Below are 22,913 nucleotides of genomic sequence, written 5' to 3' on the forward strand. Positions count from 1 at the left end.
ATTGGCCACGTAAAGATCAGAAAATCCAGACGCTTCGCTGCGATGAGCATGCGACGTCCGATCACTGCCTGCCTGATGCTGGCAATGCTGGCCTCGCCGCTGGTAACGGACAGACTTAATCTGGCGGGTGTAGTTGTTTATCTGGCACCAGCAGCGTATGCGCAGACCCAGCCGACTGACCTGGAGAATCTTGAACGCGGGCAGCAGCTGCTGTTGCGCGGATCCTACCTGGCTGCGATGGAGGTTCTTGGCTCCGTTCGCGACGATTTTTATCAGGAGTCGGCCGCCCTGGCACTCGCCCGCGCACATGTCGAAACCGGACAGTACGATCGTGCCGTGGATGTGCTGCAGGATGTCATGCGCGACGCTGCTGACACGCCCGAAGTGGCCACAGCACTGGCTGAAATTTATGTGCGTACCGGACGTTCGGAACAGGCAAACACCTTGCTGACAGAAGTAACACGGCAGCTGACTACACCGCCTGTGCGGTCCCTGGTGCAACACGGCATGGTGTTGTCGCTGCGTGGCGATCGTGAGGCGGCGCAGGAGCAATTTAATGCCGCGCTGGCGCGTTACGACAGTGGCAGTGTATTCGAATCCTCAGATGTCGGGATGGTGGCACTGGCTGCCTGGCAGCTCGGTGAATTCCATGACGCCAATGCACTTTTTAACGAGGCCGTGCGCCTGGACGACAACAACCTCGAAGCACTGGCGCTGTGGGGTGATCTGTTCCAGGACAAATTTAATGACGAGGATGCCCGTCGCAACTATCAGCAGGTGCTGGATATCAATCCCCGCTACACACCGGCGCTGGTTGGCATGGGGCGTATCACTTCACCGGAGCAGAACCTCTCGCGAGCGCTGGATGTCAATGTTCGCGACAGCGAGGCGCTGCACACATTCGGACTGATACTGATACGTAATAATCAGCGCGAAGAAGGCGTTCGCATGCTGGAGCAGGCGATCGGCATCAATCCCGAGTCCATTCCTGCACGGGCGATACTGGCGGCGCTGGCTGTCATGAATGATGACGAGCCTGCGCTGGCTGCCCAGCGCGCCGCAATCAACAGTTTCAGCCCGGACAATTCCATGTTCTATGCGCTGGCTGCAGAGTTCCTGGGCAATAACTATCGATTCGAGGAAGCGGTTGAATATGCAAGACTGGCAATAGACAGCGATCCGCAGAACTGGTTTGCGCATACCGTGCTGGGTGGCAATCTGGTCCGACTCGGCGAGGAAGCAGAGGGTAAAGGCCATCTGGAAAGCGCCTTTGATAATGACCCGTTTAACGTGCTCACATCAAACATGCTGCAGGTATTTGATGTGCTGGAAGAGTACGAGACGCTGGAGACCGAGCATTTCCGCGTCAACATGAGTTCGCGCGATGCGCAGATCCTGTGGCCGTATATGGCACCGCTGCTTGAGGAAAGCTGGGACCGCCTGGTGGCCAAATACCAGTTCGAGCCTGAGGTGCCGGTTGTCATCCAGGTCTTCGAACGTACCGAGGATTTTGCCGTGCGCTCCGTCGGACTTCCCGATATCGGGCCGCTGGTCGGCATCTGTTTTGGTAAAGTGATTACACTGATTTCACCGGATACCCTGAGTGCCAACTGGCAGGAAATTGTCTGGCACGAACTGGTCCATGTGTGGACGCTGCAGATGACCAGCAATCGCATGCCGCGCTGGCTGTCAGAAGGTATCTCAACCTGGGAAGAGCGACTCGGCCGACCAGAGTGGGGCCGCCGCCAGGGGCTTGATCTGGTCAGGGCGGTACAACAGCAGCGCGTTGCACCAGTCGCAGAGCTCAACAATGCGTTCACCTCGGCAGGGAGCAATTCCGATCTGAACTTCGCCTACTATCAATCCTATCTGGTGGTGGAATACATCGCCGAAGCCTTCGGTTTCGAGAGTCTGCTGGCCCTGATTCATCAGTATGCCGAGGCCAAACCCGAGGCTGAAATGTTTGAGGCTGTGTTCAATATGGACATGGCAAGCTTTGATGAGGGCTTCCAGGCCTGGTTGCAGGCCAGAGTGGAATCGATCAACGTTTACGTGCACAGTGAAGACAGCCCTGACGATGGCGCGGCACATGGTCACGGGCGCCGTGAAAACAGCAGCGCGGTGCTTGCCGAGCTGTACAACAATCAATCTTTGAAGGAGTACATGGAAGGACGGGTGCAGCGTCAGCCGCGCGACTTTCAGGCCCATCTGCAACTGGGAATCGTACAGTTTCGCGAAGAGGCATGGGATGAGGCGATTGAGCATCTGGTCATCGCCCATGAAATCCTGCCCGATTATTCGGGCTACCCAAGTCCCCCACTTGTGCTGTCACAGGTTTACGAAGCAAGAGGTGATACCAATCAGCAGCTGTACTGGCTGGAAGTCATGCTTGAAAACAGCCAGCATGATTTTGCATCGCCATTGAAACTGGCCAATGTCGCACTTGAAAACGGTAATCTGGAACGTGCCGGGTATTACATAGAGCGTGCGCTGTCAGTAAACCCATATCGCCCCGAGATTCATCAGGTCAATGCCGAACTGGCATCGGCACTGGGTGATACTGCCACTGCGGTCCAGGAATACGAAGTTCTGCTGGAACTTGATCAGACTGATCCGGTTGCCGCTAGAACCAATCTGGCGCAGGCCTATTTGGAAAACAACCAGACTGAGGAAGCTCGCCAGAGTGTGTTGCGAGCACTTGAAACAGCGCCCGGTTATGTACGTGCGCAGCAGATACTGCTGCGCGCTGTTGGCCGGGGAGGTGAGTAGCATGCCGGTCCGGCTGCGACACATGATTGCTGGTCGCCGGGCTCTTGCCTGCGGGCTGCTGGTGGCGAGCGCACTGCTGGCGGTCAATAGTCAGGCACAGCCGCAGTCCGGTATCGCATTCCCACCAGACTTTGACATACGTTCACTGCAGGACCGCGATCCACCCCAGATCGCCATCGGCGGGCAGAGCAGCAACCAGGCGCGCGAGCCTCGGGTAGCGCCCGAATTCACTTTTATCCGGGGACGCTATGAAAACTATCCTGGCGGAATGGGACGACGCGGTGGCTGGTGGGATACCGACTATCCCGACGCCGAACAGAACTTTCTGCGCGGCGTGCAGCGCTATACCCTGGTAGACACAGAGACACAGGCGACTCGCTGGCTGGACCTGACAGATCCGACGCTGTTTGAACATGTGTTTCTTTACATGACCATGAAACGCGTACCCGTCGGCCGGATGTACAGCGGCCCGAACTTCTCGACGGCAGAGGCTGAAGCGCTGCGCGAGTTTATGCTGCGCGGCGGATTTGTAATGCTGGATGATTTCTGGACCGAAGCGCATTTTGAAGATTTTCTGATAGAGATGGTGAAAATTTTCCCGGATCGCGAAGTCGTGCAGCTGCCCCTGGATCACGAGATATTTAACCTGTTTTATGAGATTGACAGGGTACCGCAGGTGCCTGGCCGCGCCGTGACCTGGGACTACGGCGGTGTCACGCTGGATGATGCGCGCTATCCACCCTCTGTACACGCCATCCTCGACGATGACGGAAGGATCATGCTGGTGGCAAATTACAATTCGGATATGGGTGATGGCTGGGAACATACCTTTCTGGAGATGTATCCCACGGAAATGAGCAACGCAGCATATCGACTTGGAATTAACTATCTGATTTACGCTTACACACACTGATTAAAGCAGAGAGACTGCTTCAACCTATTGGCACAAGAAGGACATGACGATGACAGACACAGATACCATACAGGACGCACCAGTTGCCGGGCTGGATGATCAAGACGATCTGGCGCTGGTCAAAAAGATGCAGCAGGGACGGGATCAGATGGTGCAGGAGATCCGCAAGATCATCGTCGGTCAGGAAGCGGTTGTGGAGGAGTTGCTGATTGCGCTGTTTGCAGGCGGCCACTGCCTGGTGACTGGTGTGCCGGGTCTGGCCAAAACACTGTTGATCAAAACCGTGGCTGACATTCTCCAGCTTGATTTCAGTCGCATACAGTTCACACCGGATTTGATGCCTTCTGATGTGGTGGGCGCGGAGATTGTTGAAGAGCAGGAAGGTCGTCGCAAGCTGGTGTTTGTGAAAGGACCCATTTTCACCAATATTCTGCTGGCCGACGAAATCAACCGGACGCCACCCAAGACACAGTCATCCCTGCTTGAAGCAATGGAGGAGCGTCAGGTCACAGCGGCAGGTGTCACACACAAAATGGCGCAACCATTTTTTGTGCTGGCCACTCAGAACCCGATTGAACTGGAAGGCACCTATCCCCTGCCAGAGGCGCAGCTGGACCGGTTCATGTTCAAGATAGAGCTGCAGTACCTGAGTGAAGAGGAGGAAGTGCAGGTGGTCAGCAACACCACCCGTACCGTTGATCATACGGTGTCACATCCATTGAGTGGCGAGGACATTCTGGCCTTCCAGCGTATCGCCCGCCAGGTTCCCGCCGCTCAGGCCGTCATTCAGTATGCCGTGAGACTGGTACATGCGACTCGTCCGCAGAGCGAATCGGCACCGGATTTTGTGCGCGACTGGGTAACCTGGGGCGCTGGTATTCGCGCATCCCAGAATCTGGTGCTGGCTGGCAAGGTTCGTGCGCTGCTGCATGGCCGCTATAACGTGTCCTTTAATGACATCCGGGCACTGGCGCCATCCGTGCTGCGGCATCGTCTGCAATTGAACTTTCACGCCGAGGCTGAGCGCATCAATGCTGACGAACTCATCAGACGTGTGCTGGCTCACGTCAAGGAACCGGCCTGATCAATCAGGTGGCTGTTGAAACAATAACAACGGGAACAGGTGTGGCGACAGGAAGCTGGCAGATATGACACAAAGCAATAACTTTATAGACCCTGCTGTGCTGGCAACTCTGGATAATCTGGAGATGCGCGCCCGCGTCGTTGTTGAAGGGTTTATTGCCGGCCTGCACAAAAGTCCCAAACGTGGTTTCAGTGTGGAGTTCACCGACTATCGTCACTATATCCGCGGTGACGACATGCGCCATGTGGACTGGAAGCTCTACGGCCGCACCGACAAGCTGTATATCAAGCAGTACGAGGATGAAACCAACGTGCGCTGTTATCTGCTGCTGGATAGCAGTGCATCGATGAGTTATGCCTCGCCGGGCATGATGAGCAAGCTTGAGTATGGCCGCACGCTGGCCTCAGCACTGGCCTATTTCATCATGCGGCAGAAAGATGCGGTAGGCCTGATTACTTTTGATGATCACATCCGGGACTACATTCCTGCCCGGGCCCGTCAGTTACATCTGATTCGGATCCTGCGCAAACTGAATGAGCTTCAGGCAGGCAAGACTACCAATATCGTGCGACCGTTAACCGAGCTGGCCATGTCGCTGAACAGCAAAAGCCTGGTAATACTGATCAGCGATATGCTGGAAGATGAAGAGGGCACCATAAAGGCACTGCAGCAGTTGCGCGCCATGGGCAACGAAGTCATCGTTTTTCATGTACTTGATGATCAGGAGCTGAATTTCAACTTCAAGGAGTCCACGGAGTTTGTCGACATGGAGTCGGCAGAAACTCACCGGACATCCCCGGCCGCTGTGCGCAATGCCTATCTGGAGAATCTGAACCACTATCTGACTGAGTGCCGCAAACGCTGTCAGAGTAGCGGCGTTGATTACTGCCTGCTCAACACTTCACAACCGCTGGACAAGGCGCTGGCCTCCTATCTGGCGCGCCGGGCAAGGAGCGCATAAATGGGTTTCCTGTCGCCTCTGTTCCTGTTGGGTCTGCTGGCTGCTGCAATTCCTGTGGCCATTCACCTGATCAAACGCGAAGATCCGCCCAAGCTGCTGTTTGGCTCACTGCGGTTTCTAAAACAAACTAGTAAAAAACTGATTCTTTTTCAGAAGGTACAGCAGTGGTTGCTGCTGTTGTTACGGTCACTGTTGATCTGTCTGGTGGTGCTGGCCTTTGCCAGGCCACTGCTCTATCAGGGCTCGCTGGCGCAACTGGTGGACGCAGAGCCTGAGTCGGTTGTGATCCTGCTGGACACCTCATTGAGCATGCAGTTTGGTGATCGCTTCGAGCGCGCTATTGAGCAGGCCCAGGATGTCCTGGACGGGCTGTCCAGCGGTGATGAAGTGGCCGTGGTAACCTTTGCCGCGGGCACTCAGGATACGCGGGAACTAAGCAGCGATCTGGACAGTCAGCGACAATTCATCGAAGAACTCGAAGGTCCCGGCTACGAGCGGGTGCGATTTTATCCGCCGTTGCAGCTGGCTGACGATATGCTGGCCCGCCAGGCCATACATGATCAGCGACGCGTTGTGCTGATTTCTGATTTTCAGGCTGACGGTCTGTCTGATGACGTACAGGGGTGGCGACTCGCTCCGGGGGTTGCCTTTCAGGGGATTGATGTGGGCGATGAGCGCAGCAGCAACCTGACGCTGACTGACGTCAGAGCACCCATGCAGGTGATGGAGACCACCGACAATTATGAAGTCCTGGCGCGGGTGCGCAGCACCGGCTCAGTGTTTCAGCCGCGCGCTAATTTGACGCTGCGAATGAATGGTGAGGTGGTAGGACAGGAGGCGGTCGATCTTGGGGATCGCTCAGAGGCGGTGATCACTTTCCCGTTTGAGCTTGAAGACTCCGGTTCCTATCGCGGCGAGTTGCGCTTGTCTGACGACGATTTCGACGTTGATAATCGCTGGTACTTCACCATGAATGTCCTGCCACCGATGCGTGTACTGGTTATCAACGGGGCGCCTTCCTCCGACTGGTTTGACGATGAGGCTCACTGGTTTGTACTGGCGCTGGAGGGCATGGAGAACTCTCCATTTGCCGTGACAACAACCACGCCCTCTGATTTGTCTGCAGATATGCTCGCCAGCAGCGATGCCGTGGTTGTCCTGAACCTGGATACCCTGCCTGCGGCTTTTGTCGATGATATGTCAGATTTCGTAAGGCAGGGCGGTGCTGTCTGGTTTGCGCCTGGTGACCGGGTGCGAGCTGACGCGTTTAGTCGCAGCTTCGCTGAGCTCAGTCCTGCCACATTGCAGGCACCCAATGTGCTGAGCGAGGCGGAGTATCAGTTGATTGCTGATATGGATCGTCGTCATCCTGCGCTAAGTGGTCTGAACGTTGACTGGACAGCACGTTTCCAGGGGTTCTGGCAGGTGACACCATCAGACGAGGCTGAGGTGTTGATGCGCTTTGATTCCGGGGCACCCATGGTCATGGAGCGCTCGCTTGGGGACGGCCATACGGTTTTGCTGACAACCTCGCTTGATCTGGGATGGAGCAATTTTCCCTTGCAGGGGCTCTATGTACCGTTTGTTCACGAAATGCTTCGTTATCTGATCCAGCCACCACAACAGCAGGGCGCCTGGCAGATTGGTGACCGCATTGTTCTGGACGAGTCCATGCTTGATGCACGGCGGGTCTCCGGTGAAGAGCTGGTGCTGACACAAAGTGACGGACAACAGGTGCGGATAGACTCGCAATCCCCTTACTACACGGCGTCCATGCCCGGTTTTGTCGAAGGGCCTGATAATCGCACGCTGGCGGTCAATATTGAGCCTGCCGCTGCGCAGTTAAACCGGGTAGCCGTTGCTACCGTGAATGATCGAATCCTGAATCCGGAAACCACGCCGCGTGCCAGCGAGCAGGTTCGCTCTGCCCAGCTGATTGCTGATCTGGAACAGCCGCAGAGGCTCTGGTGGTGGATTCTTCTGGTTGCGGCATTAATGCTGATCCTGGAGGCCTGGATCGCCAATCGCACGTATCGCTGAGCTGATGTTTATTCAGGGCTCTGTTCTGAGAAACAGTTCAGTCAGGGTGTGAGTAGACAGGAGGTGCTTCAGGAAGAGAATGTATGTGCGGTTGCAATCACCAGAACAAGGCTGCAGGAGCAGATTCCAAGTCAGTTAGGGGGGAACAGAGAATGATGACCCCACAACCTTGCTCTGGATGGTCGAATCCTATCACAGGCCTTTCGGGCCGTACCCCGGGGTGACAAATTGTTGCAAAGCGTTTGTATTGCTGTAACGAAGCATTACAAACGCCCGCAAATGTAACTCAGTCCTGGACGTTTCAGGCTGCAGGCTGAGCCTGAGAGTTACGACTGAAGCGATCACGTACCCATGCGATCTTGCTGCGCAGGGAATCAGGCAATGCCAGCATGGCAGGTGTCACGATCAATGTCAGAATGGTCGCAAAGGACAGGCCAAATACAATCGCATTGGCCAGTTTCACCCATTGCGAGGTAATAGGGCCACCGATTTCAATCTCGGCACCAATCAGGTCGAACGACACATGCGCCGCCAGCGGTAGCAGGCCGCAACCGGTCGTGAAGGTTGTCAGGAACACCGGTCGCAGACGCTGCACCCCGGTCTGTACAATTACCTCACGGATATGCCAGTCCTTGTGTCGTTCACGCAGATAGTTGAACGTATCGATCAGAACGATGTTGTTGTTCACGATAATACCTGCCAGCGACACAATACCCACCCCGGTCAGAATCACACTGAATGTCTGGCCCGTGGTCAGCAGACCCAGCAGCACGCCCGCAGTGGACAGCAGCACCGAAGACAGGATCAACACAGCCTGATAAAAGCTGTTGAACTGCGTGACCAGCAAAACGGCCATCAAAGCCAGCGCCAGGCTGAAGGCCACCATCAGGAATGCGAAAGACTCTTCCTGTTCCTCGTTGGCACCACGGAATACGTAGTTGACGCCAGGTGCCAGTGGGTTTTCCTGCAGCCACTGACGGATTTCCTGCAGCTTGTTGTCGGTGACGACGCCGGGCGCCGGGTTGGCTCGCACGTAAATCACGCGATTGCCATCGACACGCTGGATGGAGCTCACACCGGGCAACGCTTCGCGCTGTATAAAGCTGCTGATCGGCACCAGGCCGTCCATGGTGTTGATCCGGATATTGTCTATCTGCTCAATGCCACGATATTCACGTGGGTAGCGCACGCGAATCTCAACTTCTTCCTCACTGTCGTCCGGGCGGTAGTCACCCATCATCACACCATTGGTCAACAGCTGGATAGCCGTGCCAATCTCGGTCATGCTGGCTCCGGACATGGCAGCACGTGCGCGGTCAACTGTTATTTCCCACTCGATACCGGGAACCGGTGTTGTATCATCGATATCAATCAGGCCAGTGACTTCATTTTCGATAAAGTCACGCACGCGACGGGCCTCAGAAATGATGGTGCGCAGGTCCTCACCGTAAAACTCGATCTGCAGTTCCTTGCCGACCGGTGGACCCTGTTCCGGGGTATTGATTTCGGCGCGTACACCAGGAATGCCCTGAATGGCCTGGCGGTAAAGATCTTCGACTTCAAAGCCATTAACGTCCCGGTCACGACGGTCGGTGAACTCCAGGAAAATGGTACCGATCAGATCGGGCGCGGCACCCATGCCACCACCCATGCTGCGACCGGCGCCGGACTGGGTAACAATGCTCTTGTAATAACCCACGTTTTTGATGCGATCTTCAACATCCAGCACGATGTCACGGATTTCTTCTGGCGAGTAGTTTCCGCGCGCAAATATCTGCACCTGGGTCTGCGCTGGCTCTACACTGGTGAAGAACTCGACGCCTCTGCCAAACATGCCGTATGAAACTATGATGGCGACCAGTGTAAAGACACTGCCCAGCGTGACGAGCCCGGGAAATCTGACGGCAGTTCGCAATATGGCTGCATAGACGCCCACCACGCCACCAAGCTTTTCGGGTTTGACGTCTTCCAGCTGGCTCAGTTGGTTTGCACCCTGCATCTTTACCGTCTGGCTGCCAATCAGCGAGCCAATGGTAGGCGCAAATATCAGTGCGTAGAGCAGGGAGCCGACCAGCACAGCAAACACCGTAACGGGCAGATATCCCATGAACTCACCGGCGACGCCGGGCCAGAACATCAGTGGCAGAAAGGCGGCCAGGGTTGTGCCGGTGGATGCCATGATGGGCCAGAACATCCGGCTGACCGCTTCCTGGAAGGCGTCGGAGCGTGCATACCCCTCGGCCATCTTGCGATCGGCGTATTCCACCATCACGATGGCGCCATCGATCAGCATACCCAGACCCAGCAGCAGGCCAAAGATCACCATAAAATTGTAGGTGAAACCCAGCATTGAGATAACGATGAAGGCAAAAAAGAAAGAGAAGGGCACGGCCAGCGCGACCAGAATGCCAGAACGGACGCCAACAGCGGCGATGACCACGACCAGCACCAGCACCATTGCCGTGGCCATATTGCCCTGCAGTCCCGAGTTCTGTTCAATGACCAGCGGGATGGTGTTATTCAGGTAGGTGATTTCGACCGCCGGTGGAATCTGGGCACGCATTTCACGCACCAGCGCGTCGATATTGTCCATGGCCTGGATAAGGTTGGCTCCCTTGCGTTTCTGTACGTCCAGGGAGATGCTCTGCTCACCATTAGCGTAGGCAAAGCGCTCGGCATCTTTAAAGGTGCGGCGCACTTCGGCCAGATCGCTGAGTACAACAACGCCGTCTTCGTTCGCCGCTACCGGCAGCTCGAACAGGTCGTTGGCGGTTTCGATCAGCCCCGGAACTTTGATGGAGAAGCTGCCCGAACCAGTATTCAGGGTGCCTGCCGGAATCAGACGGTTATTGCTGCTTACCGCCTGCACCAGCTGTTGATTAGTTATGCCGTAGGTTTCCAGCTTGGCAGGGTCGACGATGACTTCCAGCAGTTCTTCGCGGGCACCAATCATGTCAGCGGAGAGGATTTCCGGCAGGTTTTCGATATCGCGTTGCAGGTCCTGGGCGATCTGCAGCAGAACCCGCTCTGAAACGCCAGTACCGCCGATGGCGATCTGCACCACGGGTACTGTCGCCGCTGATACTTCCTGAATGATCGGCTCCTCAGTCTCTGCCGGGAAGCGCGCTTTGGCCCGATCCACCGCTGTGCGGATGTCCTGAACAGCCAGGTCAGGATTAAAGCTGACATCAAACTCGGTAATGATGGTTGCCGTGCCCTCGTTGGCAAACGAGCGAATCTCGGTGATGCCTTCGACGTTTTTCAGCTCAATCTCGGTCGGTCTGACCAGCAGGCGCTCAGAGTCTTCAGGTGAAATGCCAGGAAAGATAATGGTGGTGATGATGACTGGTACTGTGACATCCGGGTTCAGTTCCACGGGGATGGACCGGTAGGACGCCAGTCCAGCCAGCAGGATCACCACAAAGATACTGAGTGTGGTGCGCGATCTCGATACGGCAGATTTGATGTATCTCATTGTTGTGCCCAGTCAAAATTGGCATTGACCTGCTGGCCAGCAAACACCAGCTCCTGGCCCAGCGTGATCAGAGTGATCTGGTCCGGCAGTCCGGCTACCCAGAAGCCCGGGTTGGCCATGTCTGTGCTTTCACCAACGATCTCGACATGATGAAATTCGACGACATTGTCGCTGTTAAGAGTCTTGACGCCGACCATACCCTGGTCATCCATGGTCAGTGACGACGGAGGTACCAGGTGAGCTCTGCTCTGATTCGCAGCGATCTGTATGTCTGTGCTGACGCCCTGACGGATCAGCTGATCGTCCTGCAGGTTCAGCGCCACTTCTATGCGATAGCTGCGCGACATATTGTCAGCTGCCCGCGCGATGTAGGTCAGCGTGCCCTGCACCCTCTCTCCGGTAACCAGACGCCCGGTCACCTGGCTGCCCAGTTCCAGTTTTCCCACATCAAGCTCGGGCACCTGGGCCACCAGCAGCATCGGGCGATCGTCCATCAGGGTGGCGCAAACGCCGCCCATGTCCATATAGCCGCCCACTTCGACGCGGCGCGACTCCATGATGCCGTCAAATGGTGCCTTGATTTTGGTACGCTCCACTGCCAGTTCAGCGCGCGCAGCAGCGGCGACTGCGGAATCATAGGCGGCCTTGCGCTGGGAAACGGAGACCGATGATTCGAGATCGCGGCGCTGCAGATCCTGCGCACCTTCATATTCCCGGCGAGTCTGCTCGACGCGGCTCAGAGCCTCCTGAAGGTCAGACTGTCGGGTGTCCATGGCCAGTTCGCACAGAGTGTCGCCCTGTCTGACCCGCTCGCCTTCGGCCACCGGCGTGCCGACGATACGGCCTGCGGTTTCAGCACGGACCTCAACGAGCCGGTCTGCCTGGGTGCGGCCGCGGACGCTGACAGACTGAGTGAACATGTCGGCACTGACACGACGGGCTCTTACAGTGAAGTCTTCGCCGCTGCCAGACATGGATGCAGATTCAGGGATTACATTGATTTGGGGCTGATCCTCACTTATGGCGTAACGATCATCGTCTGCGCGCTCACCTCGTGGCATGACCATCCATATCACTATAAGGGCAACCAGGCCCACTGCTACCAGATACTGTTTTTTCACGCCAGACTCCACTTGCTGACAAAAATGTGGGGTGTTACCAGGCCATTAAGCTATGACAGTCAGCTAGTAAGACTAGCCAGAACAGGCAACCATGCTCGAACAATCGCAATGCCGACACCCGGTCCGGATGCGCCTTATGTATTATTGTTTTTGTATGAGTTAGTTACGCCAGCGGTTTGCGGACAGATCTTGAGAAAGATAAGCGCCGGATGAGAACATTGCGCGAGGCTTTATACCACAACGCCGCAAAATGCCTGAGTGCCAAAAGTCACAAAGGCAGGCGCTTCGAGGCCCATGCCTAGCCTGATACAGGCTTCTTCTGAAGTTTGCGTTGCAAAGTTCGCCTGTGCATCTTTAGCTGACGCGCAGTTTCGGAAATATTGCCGTTGTTCTCTTTCAGCACCTTCTGAATATGTTCCCACTCAAGGCGTCGAACAGACATCGGCTCCTGAAACTCAGGCTCGCGCGCCGATTCTACAGAATCCTCCTGAAGTGCCGCCAGAATTTCATTGGTGTCGGCGGGTTTGGCCAGGTAATTGTCGGCACCGAGTTTGATGGCTTCTACCGCAGTGGCAATGCTCGCGTAGCCGGTCAGCATCAGGATGCGGCTGGCCGGTGCATACTTGCGAAGCAGCGGAATCAGTTCCAGTGACGATTGTCCGTCCAGATTCAGGTCAACTACTGCATGAGTGAAAGCCGTGCTGGCGATTAGCTGGCGTGCTTGCGGGATATCTGTAGCATGTGCAGTTTCAAATCCGCGGCGTTGAAAAGCGCGGACCAGTACCGAGGCAAAAACCTCGTCATCTTCAATCAGCAGTAGTGAGTTGTTCGGCATCGCCGGATATCCCAGTCACGGTTGGCAAGCGGACGACCGTTCTGGCACCGGCGTCCTTCAAGTTAAACATTTCGATCTGACCACCCAGTCGCTGAATGGAAGCGTTGGCCAGAAAGATACCCAGTCCCATATTGCCTTCCCGCGTCGAGATGAACGGCTCTCCCATGTTCTCCATCACATGTGCCGGAATACCCGGGCCGTCGTCCTCTACGCTGATCATCAGAACGGCTGGTGTCTGCTGGTCTCGCTGGTAATGGACCTGCACCTGGCTGGCAGCGGCCCTGATGGCGTTCTCGATCAAGTTGATCAGGGCGTGGCGCACGGTCAGATCACTGCTCAGGAACAGCTTGTCGCACTCTGGTTCGACACTGAAGGAAATTGTGGCACTGGGATGTATATTGGTAATGTAATCGCTGATCGCCTGGCGAAAGGCGCGCACTGAGATCTTGCCAGGGTTCTGTGGATCATTCTGATGATAGAACTGCGTCAACTGGTCCAGAGAAGCCTTGCACCGCATCACCTGCTGACGAAGCAGGTGAATATCCCGTTTCAGCTCCTCTGGAGGCAGGCCATCGAGAGTCTGGTCATCCAGATCGGCCAGCAGCACCGACATGGTGGACAGAGGTGTACCCAGCGCGTGTGCAGTACCGGCTGCCAGTGTGCCAATGGCGACCAGCTGTTCATTGCGCATTTCGCTTTCGCGGAACGTGGCCAGACTTAGTTCGCGACTGCGGATCGCTGCTGCCATCCGATTGACAAAAATGCTGATCAAGGCTGCGCTGACAACAAATGTCACCCACATGCCAACCAGATGCACCTGAAAGCTCTGCATCATGTGGTCACTGTGGGCGTCAGTATTGATGCCTATCAGCAGGAAAACCGTGTAAAACGCCATGGCTGCCAGCGCAAAGATGTGTGCCCATAGCGCCGTCATCAGTGTTGCTGCAACGGCCAACAGAACCAGCAGATATGAGATAAGCGGATTGGAAGCGCCGCCGGTGTAGGCCAGCAGTATGGCCAGAAACACAAAATCCAGCGCGAGGTTCAATGCGACAGTGCGCTGTCCGACCAGGGTTGCCCGTTGAACCTGAAACCACCCGGCAAGCAGCGACACAATGATGCCGGACAATAACACCAGAATTACCGAGAGCGGGACCTGCAAAGGTGAGAAATAATTAAATATGAGTGCACCCAGAGTGCCTGTGATAGTTACCAGTGCACGCAACAGCAGCAATCGCTGCAGGGCAACTCTGGGGGAGCTGCGCAGTTCACTGGCGCCAGCCGCGAGCAGGCGGCTCAAGGCTTGTAGCAACGATTCACTCATGCACGGCATTCTACCGTATAATGCCGCGCATGGAGACAGTCGCAGAAAAATTACGTTTTCCCCTGAATGTCTACGCCGCATTGATGGAGGCGACAGCAGAGCAATCCGCCTTTCTGGCTTACGGAACACTGCAAGCCCGCTCCAGCTCCTCATCACCGGTTGCAGACGAGCTGATAGACGCTCAACGGCGGCTCGCTGACCAGATAATTGCTGCGCTGGACCTGCCTGCTGGTTCCAGAGTACTGGAAGTGGGCAGTGGTTCAGGGCTGCTGGCAAGACACATGGCTGATGCCGGATGGCAGGTCACGGCCGTGGATAATAATGAGGCGGCCAGCAAACTGAGCACGCAGGCGCTGAGTGAAGTCAGTGCAAATATTGTCACTGCAGATTTTGCCAGTCAGTGGCCGCAATGGGCGCCGCAACAATACGACGCGCTGATCTTTCACAATAGTGCGCGCTATTTTCTCCCCTTGTGCTGTTTTGCGTCGGCAAGACATTTGCTTGCTGATAACGGCAGAGTGCTGATTGTTGATGAGTTCCTGGCAAGAACATCGGATGCCGCCAAGTCGTGCGACCTGGCACAGTTAGATAATGTTGAGGCGCTTGCTGCCCGAGCCGGGTTCCTGTTGCAGGACAGGGTGGACATGACCGGCGAAACTGCCAATTTCCTGGGCGCGTTCATTGCCCTGTTTCAGGGACACCGGCAGGAACTGGTGGCACTCACTGACGAGTCCCCGGAAACGATCAGTGAGCTGGAAACGGCCATGCTCGACGACTTGAAGCGATTGCGGCAAGGCGACACCAGTCACCAGCTACTGACCTGGCAAATGCAGGCCGCGGCAGAATCACTGGTGCCTGCTGAAACCCTGCAGGCAGAAGATTTCCAGCAGGTGTTTGAGCGAAGTTTCAAAACAGATTTTTCTGCTGCATTGTGGCACTGGAAATACGGTGCAGGGCGTGGCGCTTCGGTGGCCGCCCTTCGGGATCAGCAGGTGGTGGCGCACTACGGCGGTATCCGCAGGGATATTCTGTATTTTGGCGATCCGGGCGCGGCAGTTCAGATCTGTGACGTCATGGTCATGCCTGAGCAACGCAGTTTCTTCAGCCGTGACAGTCTGTTTTTCAAAACGGCTTCAACCATGCTGGAACAATACGCCGGTTATCACGCCAGGCATCTGCTTGGTTTCGGCTTTCCCAACATGAAAGCCATGCACGTTGCCCAGCGACTGAAGCTTTACGACAAAACTGATGAGCTGGTGCAGTTAAAAATTCCGGTAGCTCAGCATCAGACCGACTGGCACCTGCAGTTCGGAGACATGGACGCCGCAGTCATCGAAGCGGCGCAGAGTCTGTGGCTGACCATGAAAGAGGGTTTTACAGATAGCATTATCGGCGTCAGAGATTCGCAGTATCTCGACTATCGGTTCAGACAACGCCCCGGGCTTGAGTACGAAAGCGTTCAGATTATAGATGGCGACACGCTGGTCGCGATCATTGTGCTAAGACCGCATGGTGAGCATTACCTGGTTATGGACATACTATGCGAACCGGCACTGTTGGGGCAGGCCTTTAATGAGATCAGCGCGCACACCCTGCGCCAGGGTCGGCCGACCGTGTTCTGGTTGTCAGCAGGTCAGGTGGATCGCCTCGGCATTGAGTCACTATGTGTCGAGTCGCTGGGTATACACATTCCCTGCAATCGCTGGACTGCCGGCCCCGGCGCTGATCAATTGCAGGGCAAATGGTGGTTGACCGCCGGCGACATGGACTTCATGTAGCCGACGGAGTATCAGGCAGTCGCCTAAAAACGAGCGGTAATCGTGGCGCGCAGGCTTCGTGGTTCGGCCGGGTGGAAGTGGATATCTTCAACCCCCTGAGCCTCATTCGGCAGACGCGAAGCGTAGTAATAGGTAATATCACTGTCACGGCTGTCCAGCAGGTTCAGTAATTCAACATCCAGCGACATATTGTCAGTCAGACGGGTGCTTAGCTGGGCGTTGACCAGCGTTGTGGGTTCAGTCCGAACCGAGTTGTCTTCTATCAATGGCGCGGAACCCAGATAGCGCACGCGTAGTCCGGCACTCCAGCCGCTGTCGCGGATGTTGTCGGCAATCACGCCCAGTGACGCCGTGTTTTTGACGGCATTGGGTATGTAGTCGTCAGGGCCGATATCCTTCAGGCTGGCATCCGTCCAGGTTGCATCAGCATCAATCAGCAACCAGTCCAGCGGCGAATACAGAATATCAATCTCCACACCTTCACGTTCACTGGGCGAGAGCGCTTCGGTATTTCCAGCGTCACCAACGTAAATCAGTTCAGACGACAGCTTCAGCCGGAACGCGGTCAGCGTTATCTGAGTCCTGGGGATAATGGTTGATCGCATGCCAACTTCATAGCTTCTGGCTGTAGCCAGCGGATCAACTGGCGTCGTCAGATCTCCGGTCACCGGGTCAGTTCTGGTTGTGGCTCCACGCGCATCATTGCTGTGGTAGCCCTGTCCGGCGCTGAGGTAGGTCTCAAAGTCGTCAGTCAGCGTGTAGATGACATTCAGCCTGGGGTTCAGCAGCGAGTCGTTACCTTCGCCGCTGTTTGTACCCAGCAGGTCATCGACCCGGAACCGGTAGTGGTCAGTCCGCAGCGAGGCAACAGTTCGCAACTTTGAGGTCCAGCGTGTATCGACGGCGGCATAGACGCTGGTCAGCGACTGCTCGATATAGTCGTCACGTGTGCTCGCGTAACGCTGACGCTGTTCAGAAAGGTGCAGGCCGACGTGAATGTCATCGTAGCGATGCTGAAAACCGAAGCGGACAGTGGTCGGCAGCCGGGTTTCAAGATCCTGCTCGTACTGCGTGTCGATACCGGCAACGCGACGGCTGTCAGTCTGTTGAAACTGATCGCCCCGCACCGGGTCAGCGTCGAAGTAGGTAAAGTTGGAGTACAGGTCCAGCGCGTAATCCATAAGATAGGCACTGAACTGCCAGCGGCTGCGGCTGTCCAGCTGACTGTCATAGTCCATGGACAGGCTGTTGCGGCGTGATTCGCCGCCAGCAGTCGGGTCAATATTGCCCCATACACTGATCGCACCACGTTCAACCGCACGCAGCGGGATCTGGTCGGTGGCATCCCAGCTGTTGTCGTAGGCCAGGCCAGTGATGCTGAGGCTGTAGTCTTCGCCCTGTTCGTGGTACTTGATCATGGCATTGCGTTTGTCCAGATCCTGATCCAGGTCCCAGGGCCCATCATAATCTGTCAGCGCGCCAGCGAGTGTCAGTTGTCCGTCGCCAACGGCAAAGGATTCACCTGCAAACAGTCTTCGGTAGTCATGTTCACCCAATGTCAGACTGATCTGCCCCTCATCCAGGCTGTCCAGATAGACAAACTCGGCTGAGCCAGCGGTGGCGAAATTACCGGCGTCTGCGTAGTAAGGGCCTTTTCGGTAGCGCAGGGTGCCAACCAGTTCGGGGATAATGAAGTTGATGTCCGCGTAACCCTGACCATGGCCATGCGACGGTGTGTTGACCGGCATTTTGTCGACACTGATGGCAAAATCGGTGCCGTGATCCAGGTTGAAGCCGCGCACAAAGTACTGGTTCGCTTTGCCCTCGCCACTATGCTGTGTCGCGATCATACCCGGAACAAACTCGAGCAGTTCTGCAGTTCGTGACACCGGGCGCAGTTCCAGTTGCTGGGCGTAGACCACTCCTTCGGTCGCCGTCTCAGGGTCTCCCTGAAGGTCGAAATCTGTACCCATGACCAGAATTTCACGTACGCCCTGTTGTGTGCTCTGCACGGGCATCTCTTCAAAAACGTTGTCTGCATCACTATTTGTCTGAGCATGAGTGGGCAGTGCCACGGCAATCGCAGCGCTTAGCAGGTAAGTTGACTTCAAAATTACTTCCTTATTCTGTTGGCCTGTTTAATTACGTATCTCGCAGTTAGAGGCTTGTGAATATAGCTTGTTTAAATGGCTATAAATCTTAAGTGACTGATATGTAATTAGTAAATGGACAGAATAGGTGCCGATCGGCAATCGGTTTTTGCAATTTTTGGGGAAGGGCGCTAGATTGTCACCCAGCAATCTGCATGCAGTTGTCCACAAGGCCCAACCATGGAAAACAATAAGCACCGAGCCTCTTCAAATATTCTTGCCACCAATCTGGGTGAGCTGGAATTGCAGGCCATGGAAGTCCTGTGGGGTTGCCCGCATCTTGATGCACGACAGATCCGTGAACGCCTTCAGCGCACCAGACAACCCAGCTTGAGCACCGTGCAGTCGGCGTTGGAACGCCTCTATCGCAAGTCTTTCGTAGATCGCATTAAACAGGGTCACGCTTACTCTTACTTTGTCACGGTTTCCCGAGGCGCGCTGTTGGCCCGTATGCTGGGCGAGGCGATTCACCTTTTGCATGACGGTCGCATGGAAACCATTCTGAGCAGTTTTGTGCACGTCGCCGCCGACATGGACGAGTCGTCTCTGGACAGTCTGGAGGAGATGATCAGGAATTATCGCAGGACATCGGGCGGTAATGACGGTACTCCGCAAGAGGGTAAGCTTTGATGGAGTTGCGAGCATGATTCAAATGGTCGGCACATTCTCTCTGATCTGGCTAATGCTGTGGGCAGGACTGGCACTGTTTTTTGCTCTGCTGTATCCGCTGCTGCGACGTGTTGTGCTGCGAATACACCCAAAGCATGGCAGTCTGCTGTTACTTCTATACTGGGCGGCACCCGCACTTGTCGGGTTTCTGGCCAGCAGTTTGTTGTTTGTATCGCAGGCGGACGGGATGTTGATCTCGGCACACTGTCACGGCGCCTGCGAAGAACACGTACCGCTGCTGAGTGTCGATGCGCTCGCCATTGGCGGTCTGGTGATAGCTGGTCTGCTGGTTCTGGTGCTGTTATTTAATTTCCTGCAGCAGCTTGCTAAAGGTCGCTCGATGTTCAAGCAATTTGAATTGATGACAGAAACCAGGCCTGGATTCAGATTTCTCGATGCCAGAGAGCCGGCCGTGTTTACTCTGGGCTGGTGGAGTCCGCGTGTTTTCATCAGTCGTGGTCTGCTTGAGTCCTGCAGTCGCGAGCAGCTGGCCGTTATCCTCGATCATGAGCAGGCGCACCGTCAGCGTAAAGACAATCTCAGGTTGCTGCTGGGTCGGGTGTTCACGCTGTTTGTCCCGGGAGATCGTGGCCGGCAGATTCGCCATGATATGCATTTATTGTGTGAAGAAGCCTGCGATTTTGTGGCTGCGGGTAATCATGGCGTTGCCAGTGTTGCGGAGACGCTGGTGCACGTGGGGAGAGTATTGAAGAATCACCCGGCGCCGATTCACTCGCGTGGTTTCGCGAGCAGTGATCTTGAGCTCAGAGTGGAGGCCTTACTGGCTCATCACAGCCGCCGTCCAATTCCCGCCTGGCTAATGTTGGTGCTGACTCTGATCTGCACATCCCTGCTCATCCTTTCGCTGGACCCTTTGCATCACGGAGCTGAGTCATTGATCGCGATCCTGGAATATCTCGCGCATCGACTCGTCTGACTGTTGAATAATGACAGAATGTGGCCAAACATGACCTTCGCAGGGAAATTTGCGGGGGTGACTGGCGAGGCCAGGGAAGCTGCACTAAACTGGGCCGGCTGAGATCAACCATCAGGGGAATCAAGTGGGCAGGAAGAAATTAGCGCAAACCTCTTGGCTGCTGACGCTGCTCTGCCTGCCAATTGCGATTGCCTGGGCACAGGATGCCGAAGATTTAAATCAGACAGCTCAGGATGATGAGCCCGGCCTGATATCACGTGCACTGGACGAATTGCCGCTGGACCGGACATTAGAGTGGCTGGAAGAGCAGCGCGACGACATGTCCCGGCGAGTGACCAATATGGGGCGGTCCGTTGACGACTGGCTCGCTGGCGATATCGAAAGTGCAGACATTAATCAAAGCTACCTGAGAATCCGCTTCAATCAGCGTGTTGGGCGACATGATGCTTATTTCTCCAATGCGCGCATCAGCGGCCGCCTGGATCTGCCGCGCGCCTCTGAACGCTGGAAGCTGATCTTCGAGTCTGAGAACCGTGAGCAGAACTCACTGCGTGATCAGCGCCTGAGCAACATCAATTCCTCCGAGTTTACCGGTGGCTTCAGCTACGAACACCCTGAGCGCAATGGGTGGCGATTTAATCATGATGTTGGTGTCAGGGGGCGGATCCCTCTGGATGTGTTCTATCGTCTGCGGACGCGCTATGGCGTGGATATTAACGAGGACTGGTATGTCGGCCTCAACAACCGCATCTATTATTATCATAACGAGGGCTGGGGTCAGGATACCCGGCTGTTCTTTACCCGACGCATTTCTGAAGACTGGAACTTCCGCATTGAATCGGAAGTGAACTACGAACACAAATACCGGCTGACAGAGTTTGCACAGTCGTTCTCACTGCATCAGCAACTGGCTGAACGAGAGAGCATGATTTATGAAATCGGCTTGTTGGGGCAGAATCGACCGGAAAGTGAGGTAGACAGTTATTACGCGCAAATGCTGTATCGAAAAGCGATCTACGAAGACTGGCTGGTTATGGAGGTGGTGCCGCAATTGCTGTTTGAGTACCGATACGACTGGGAGCCTGATCCACGCGTGCAGCTGAACCTGGAGGTGTACTTTTTTGAGTTTGGCAACGCAGTCAACGATTGAGGCAGGCTATGACAACTGACGAAACAAACTTACCCATATTCATGCGGCCAGGACATTGCGCGGGGGATCTGCTGGAAGCACCGCAGTGGAAAGTGCTGGCGCAGTCGCACGGCTTTGTCGAGATTGATGCCCACATTCCCGATCAGGTGCTGAATCCACGGCAGCAGTTATTTGGCGGGTTTACCGGGACCTACGTCGACATGGTGGCTCTGTACACCATCCGGACCATGTTTGGTTCGCGTCATGACTACTGGATCACCACAATCAACATGCGGATTGACTATCTATCGCCTGTAACCGGGCCGAGAGTGCGCTTGACTGGGGAGTTGATCAATCAGGGCCGCTCGACATCGCTGGTTGCGGTGACATTTTACGGCCCTGATGGGGAAAAGCAGGTCTATTCGATTGTGACCCTGCGTGTCATCGACAAGGCCAGCAATTAAGCAATAATTATCGGTCTTGCCTTACAACGCATCGTTGCCCGTTTCGCCGGTTCGAATGCGTATGCTCTGTTCGAGGGCGGTCACAAAAATTTTGCCATCGCCAATATGACCAGTGTTGGCCGCTTTGCAGATGGCGTCGATGACAGCGTCTACGATCTCATCAGCGACTGCTACTTCAATCTTGGCTTTAGGCAGAAAATCAACGACATACTCCGCGCCGCGATAGAGCTCGGTGTGGCCTTTTTGCCGGCCGAAACCCTTAACTTCCGTCATGGTCATGCCATTGACGCCAAGCTCGGACAGCGCTTCGCGAACATCATCGGATTTGAAGGGTTTAATGATGGCAGTTATCAATTTCATCCAGCTACTCCAGCGTGGCCATAAACTCGGTTGTGGACGCGCACTTTATCATGCAGGCCTGTCATACACCATATCAGGGATGTTGCCTGGGAGTCAGTGGAGGTTCAATCGCTGCTCGGTTCGTGCGCGTGCAGCGCATCAATCCATGGGCGCAGCTCATCCCAGTCCAGGTTAAAAATGTGTTTGGCGTTAGTGCCAGTTACAAGCCCGGCATTGACTCTGGCGCCGGCCTGTTCCAGAGCTGTGACCATGTCAGGCATCGCCTGATCCCAGCGGAATAGGTCATTCTGCGCGATCCGCACGTAAACTGGCAGATTGTTCATATCCTGAATAATGCTCAGGTCACGAAGGATACCGGGCACGGCGACCACGCCGTGGTACTGATCGGGTTGCTGTGCGGCCAGCGCCAGTGCAGAACTGCCTCCTGTGGAAACTCCGACCAGCAAGGCTTTGCCTGACAGGATATCGGCCTGGGATTGCAGGTGTTCGATCACAGCCGGAATTTTGTAACCGTTTTGACCATCAAAATTGCTGCCGTCGGTCGACACTGGAACCGCGATCATCCAGCCCTGTCTGGCAAGCTCGCGGCCCAGCCAGAACTGCGCGCGCGCAACATATTCATTGCCGCCGCCACCGGGTATCAGCACTGAAAGCGGCCATGGGCCTTCGCCGTGGTTGTCCGGTTCAAACAGGAAAACCTTGACCTCGCTGCCATCGCTCATGGTCACGCGTACTTCGCGTGCAAGCGCCAGGCCCGATTGGGACAGCAGTAGCACTGTCATGCAAAGACACAGCGTCCAGCGAAGCAATCGGTGCAGATTGCGCGTGATGGACAGTCTTAATGGTTCTGTGTGGTCAAACGTGAGCAGCATGCAGTGTCCGGCTGGGTAATGGTCCAGGGCAG

At 55.5% G+C, this 22,913-nt stretch carries 17 protein-coding genes; 10 read left to right on the forward strand and 7 right to left on the reverse strand.

Annotated elements, in window-relative coordinates:
• The first annotated feature begins 42 nt into the window (after positions 1-42).
• The 5 genes from LVD14_RS08150 (at position 43) to LVD14_RS08170 (ending at position 7,767) form a co-directional block, all read left to right on the forward strand.
• Positions 43-2,769, forward strand: coding sequence for a tetratricopeptide repeat protein (locus LVD14_RS08150; protein ID WP_237133591.1), 2,727 nt, complete (start codon positions 43-45; stop codon positions 2,767-2,769).
• A gap of 1 nt (position 2,770) precedes the next feature.
• Positions 2,771-3,682: a DUF4159 domain-containing protein gene (locus LVD14_RS08155; RefSeq protein ID WP_237133592.1), complete on the forward strand. Its 912-nt coding sequence runs from the start codon at positions 2,771-2,773 to the stop codon at positions 3,680-3,682.
• Positions 3,683-3,731: 49 nt separating this feature from the next.
• Positions 3,732-4,766, forward strand: a complete 1,035-nt coding sequence (locus LVD14_RS08160; protein ID WP_237133593.1) for an AAA family ATPase — start codon at positions 3,732-3,734, stop codon at positions 4,764-4,766.
• 64 nt (positions 4,767-4,830) lie between these two features.
• Positions 4,831-5,727 (forward strand): DUF58 domain-containing protein, encoded by an 897-nt coding sequence (locus tag LVD14_RS08165; RefSeq protein ID WP_237133594.1) that lies wholly within the window; start codon positions 4,831-4,833, stop codon positions 5,725-5,727.
• The gene (locus LVD14_RS08170) at positions 5,728-7,767 is read left to right on the forward strand and encodes a BatA domain-containing protein (RefSeq protein ID WP_237133595.1); all 2,040 of its coding nucleotides are present in this window, start codon (positions 5,728-5,730) and stop codon (positions 7,765-7,767) included.
• A gap of 301 nt (positions 7,768-8,068) precedes the next feature.
• Here the strand turns inward: LVD14_RS08170 and LVD14_RS08175 are convergent, their stop codons facing one another.
• The 4 genes from LVD14_RS08175 to LVD14_RS08190 all read right to left on the reverse strand — a co-directional run bounded on the left by LVD14_RS08175 (position 8,069) and on the right by LVD14_RS08190 (position 14,522).
• Positions 8,069-11,242 (reverse strand): efflux RND transporter permease subunit, encoded by a 3,174-nt coding sequence (locus LVD14_RS08175; protein ID WP_237133596.1) that lies wholly within the window; start codon positions 11,240-11,242, stop codon positions 8,069-8,071.
• Positions 11,239-12,363: an efflux RND transporter periplasmic adaptor subunit gene (locus LVD14_RS08180; protein WP_237133597.1), complete on the reverse strand. Its 1,125-nt coding sequence runs from the start codon at positions 12,361-12,363 to the stop codon at positions 11,239-11,241. Before LVD14_RS08180 ends, LVD14_RS08175 begins: the two co-directional genes overlap by 4 nt.
• 298 nt (positions 12,364-12,661) lie before the next feature.
• Positions 12,662-13,198, reverse strand: a complete 537-nt coding sequence (locus tag LVD14_RS08185; protein ID WP_237133598.1) for a response regulator transcription factor — start codon at positions 13,196-13,198, stop codon at positions 12,662-12,664.
• A complete protein-coding gene (locus LVD14_RS08190) occupies positions 13,170-14,522 on the reverse strand; it encodes an ATP-binding protein (RefSeq protein WP_237133599.1) in 1,353 nt (450 codons plus the stop codon). Before LVD14_RS08190 ends, LVD14_RS08185 begins: the two co-directional genes overlap by 29 nt.
• Before the next feature lie 29 nt (positions 14,523-14,551).
• Between LVD14_RS08190 and LVD14_RS08195 the strand changes: the two genes are divergently transcribed.
• Positions 14,552-16,300, forward strand: coding sequence for a methyltransferase domain-containing protein (locus tag LVD14_RS08195; protein ID WP_237133600.1), 1,749 nt, complete (start codon positions 14,552-14,554; stop codon positions 16,298-16,300).
• Positions 16,301-16,323: 23 nt separating this feature from the next.
• On the opposite strand, the gene LVD14_RS08200 is transcribed toward LVD14_RS08195, so the two are convergent.
• A complete protein-coding gene (locus tag LVD14_RS08200; RefSeq protein WP_237133601.1) occupies positions 16,324-18,411 on the reverse strand; it encodes a TonB-dependent receptor in 2,088 nt (695 codons plus the stop codon).
• 219 nt (positions 18,412-18,630) lie between these two features.
• Between LVD14_RS08200 and LVD14_RS08205 the strand changes: the two genes are divergently transcribed.
• The 4 genes from LVD14_RS08205 to LVD14_RS08220 all read left to right on the forward strand — a co-directional run bounded on the left by LVD14_RS08205 (position 18,631) and on the right by LVD14_RS08220 (position 21,649).
• Entirely contained in the window at positions 18,631-19,080 is a 450-nt protein-coding gene (locus tag LVD14_RS08205) for a BlaI/MecI/CopY family transcriptional regulator (RefSeq protein ID WP_237133602.1), read from the forward strand.
• 13 nt (positions 19,081-19,093) lie between these two features.
• A complete protein-coding gene (locus LVD14_RS08210) occupies positions 19,094-20,056 on the forward strand; it encodes a M56 family metallopeptidase (RefSeq protein WP_237133603.1) in 963 nt (320 codons plus the stop codon).
• A gap of 124 nt (positions 20,057-20,180) precedes the next feature.
• Positions 20,181-21,206, forward strand: coding sequence for a hypothetical protein (locus LVD14_RS08215; protein WP_237133604.1), 1,026 nt, complete (start codon positions 20,181-20,183; stop codon positions 21,204-21,206).
• 8 nt (positions 21,207-21,214) lie between these two features.
• Positions 21,215-21,649, forward strand: coding sequence for a PaaI family thioesterase (locus LVD14_RS08220; protein WP_237133605.1), 435 nt, complete (start codon positions 21,215-21,217; stop codon positions 21,647-21,649).
• A 21-nt stretch (positions 21,650-21,670) separates the two neighbouring features.
• Here the strand turns inward: LVD14_RS08220 and LVD14_RS08225 are convergent, their stop codons facing one another.
• Together LVD14_RS08225 and LVD14_RS08230 are read right to left on the reverse strand one after the other, a co-directional pair.
• On the reverse strand, positions 21,671-22,009 hold the full coding sequence (locus LVD14_RS08225) for a P-II family nitrogen regulator (RefSeq protein WP_237133606.1): 339 nt from the start codon (positions 22,007-22,009) through the stop codon (positions 21,671-21,673).
• 104 nt (positions 22,010-22,113) lie between these two features.
• Positions 22,114-22,881 (reverse strand): dienelactone hydrolase family protein, encoded by a 768-nt coding sequence (locus LVD14_RS08230; RefSeq protein ID WP_237133607.1) that lies wholly within the window; start codon positions 22,879-22,881, stop codon positions 22,114-22,116.
• Positions 22,882-22,913 lie beyond the last annotated feature (32 nt).

It is taken from the genome of Pseudohongiella sp. O18 (assembly GCF_021729085.1).
Lineage (GTDB): Bacteria > Pseudomonadota > Gammaproteobacteria > Pseudomonadales > Pseudohongiellaceae > Pseudohongiella.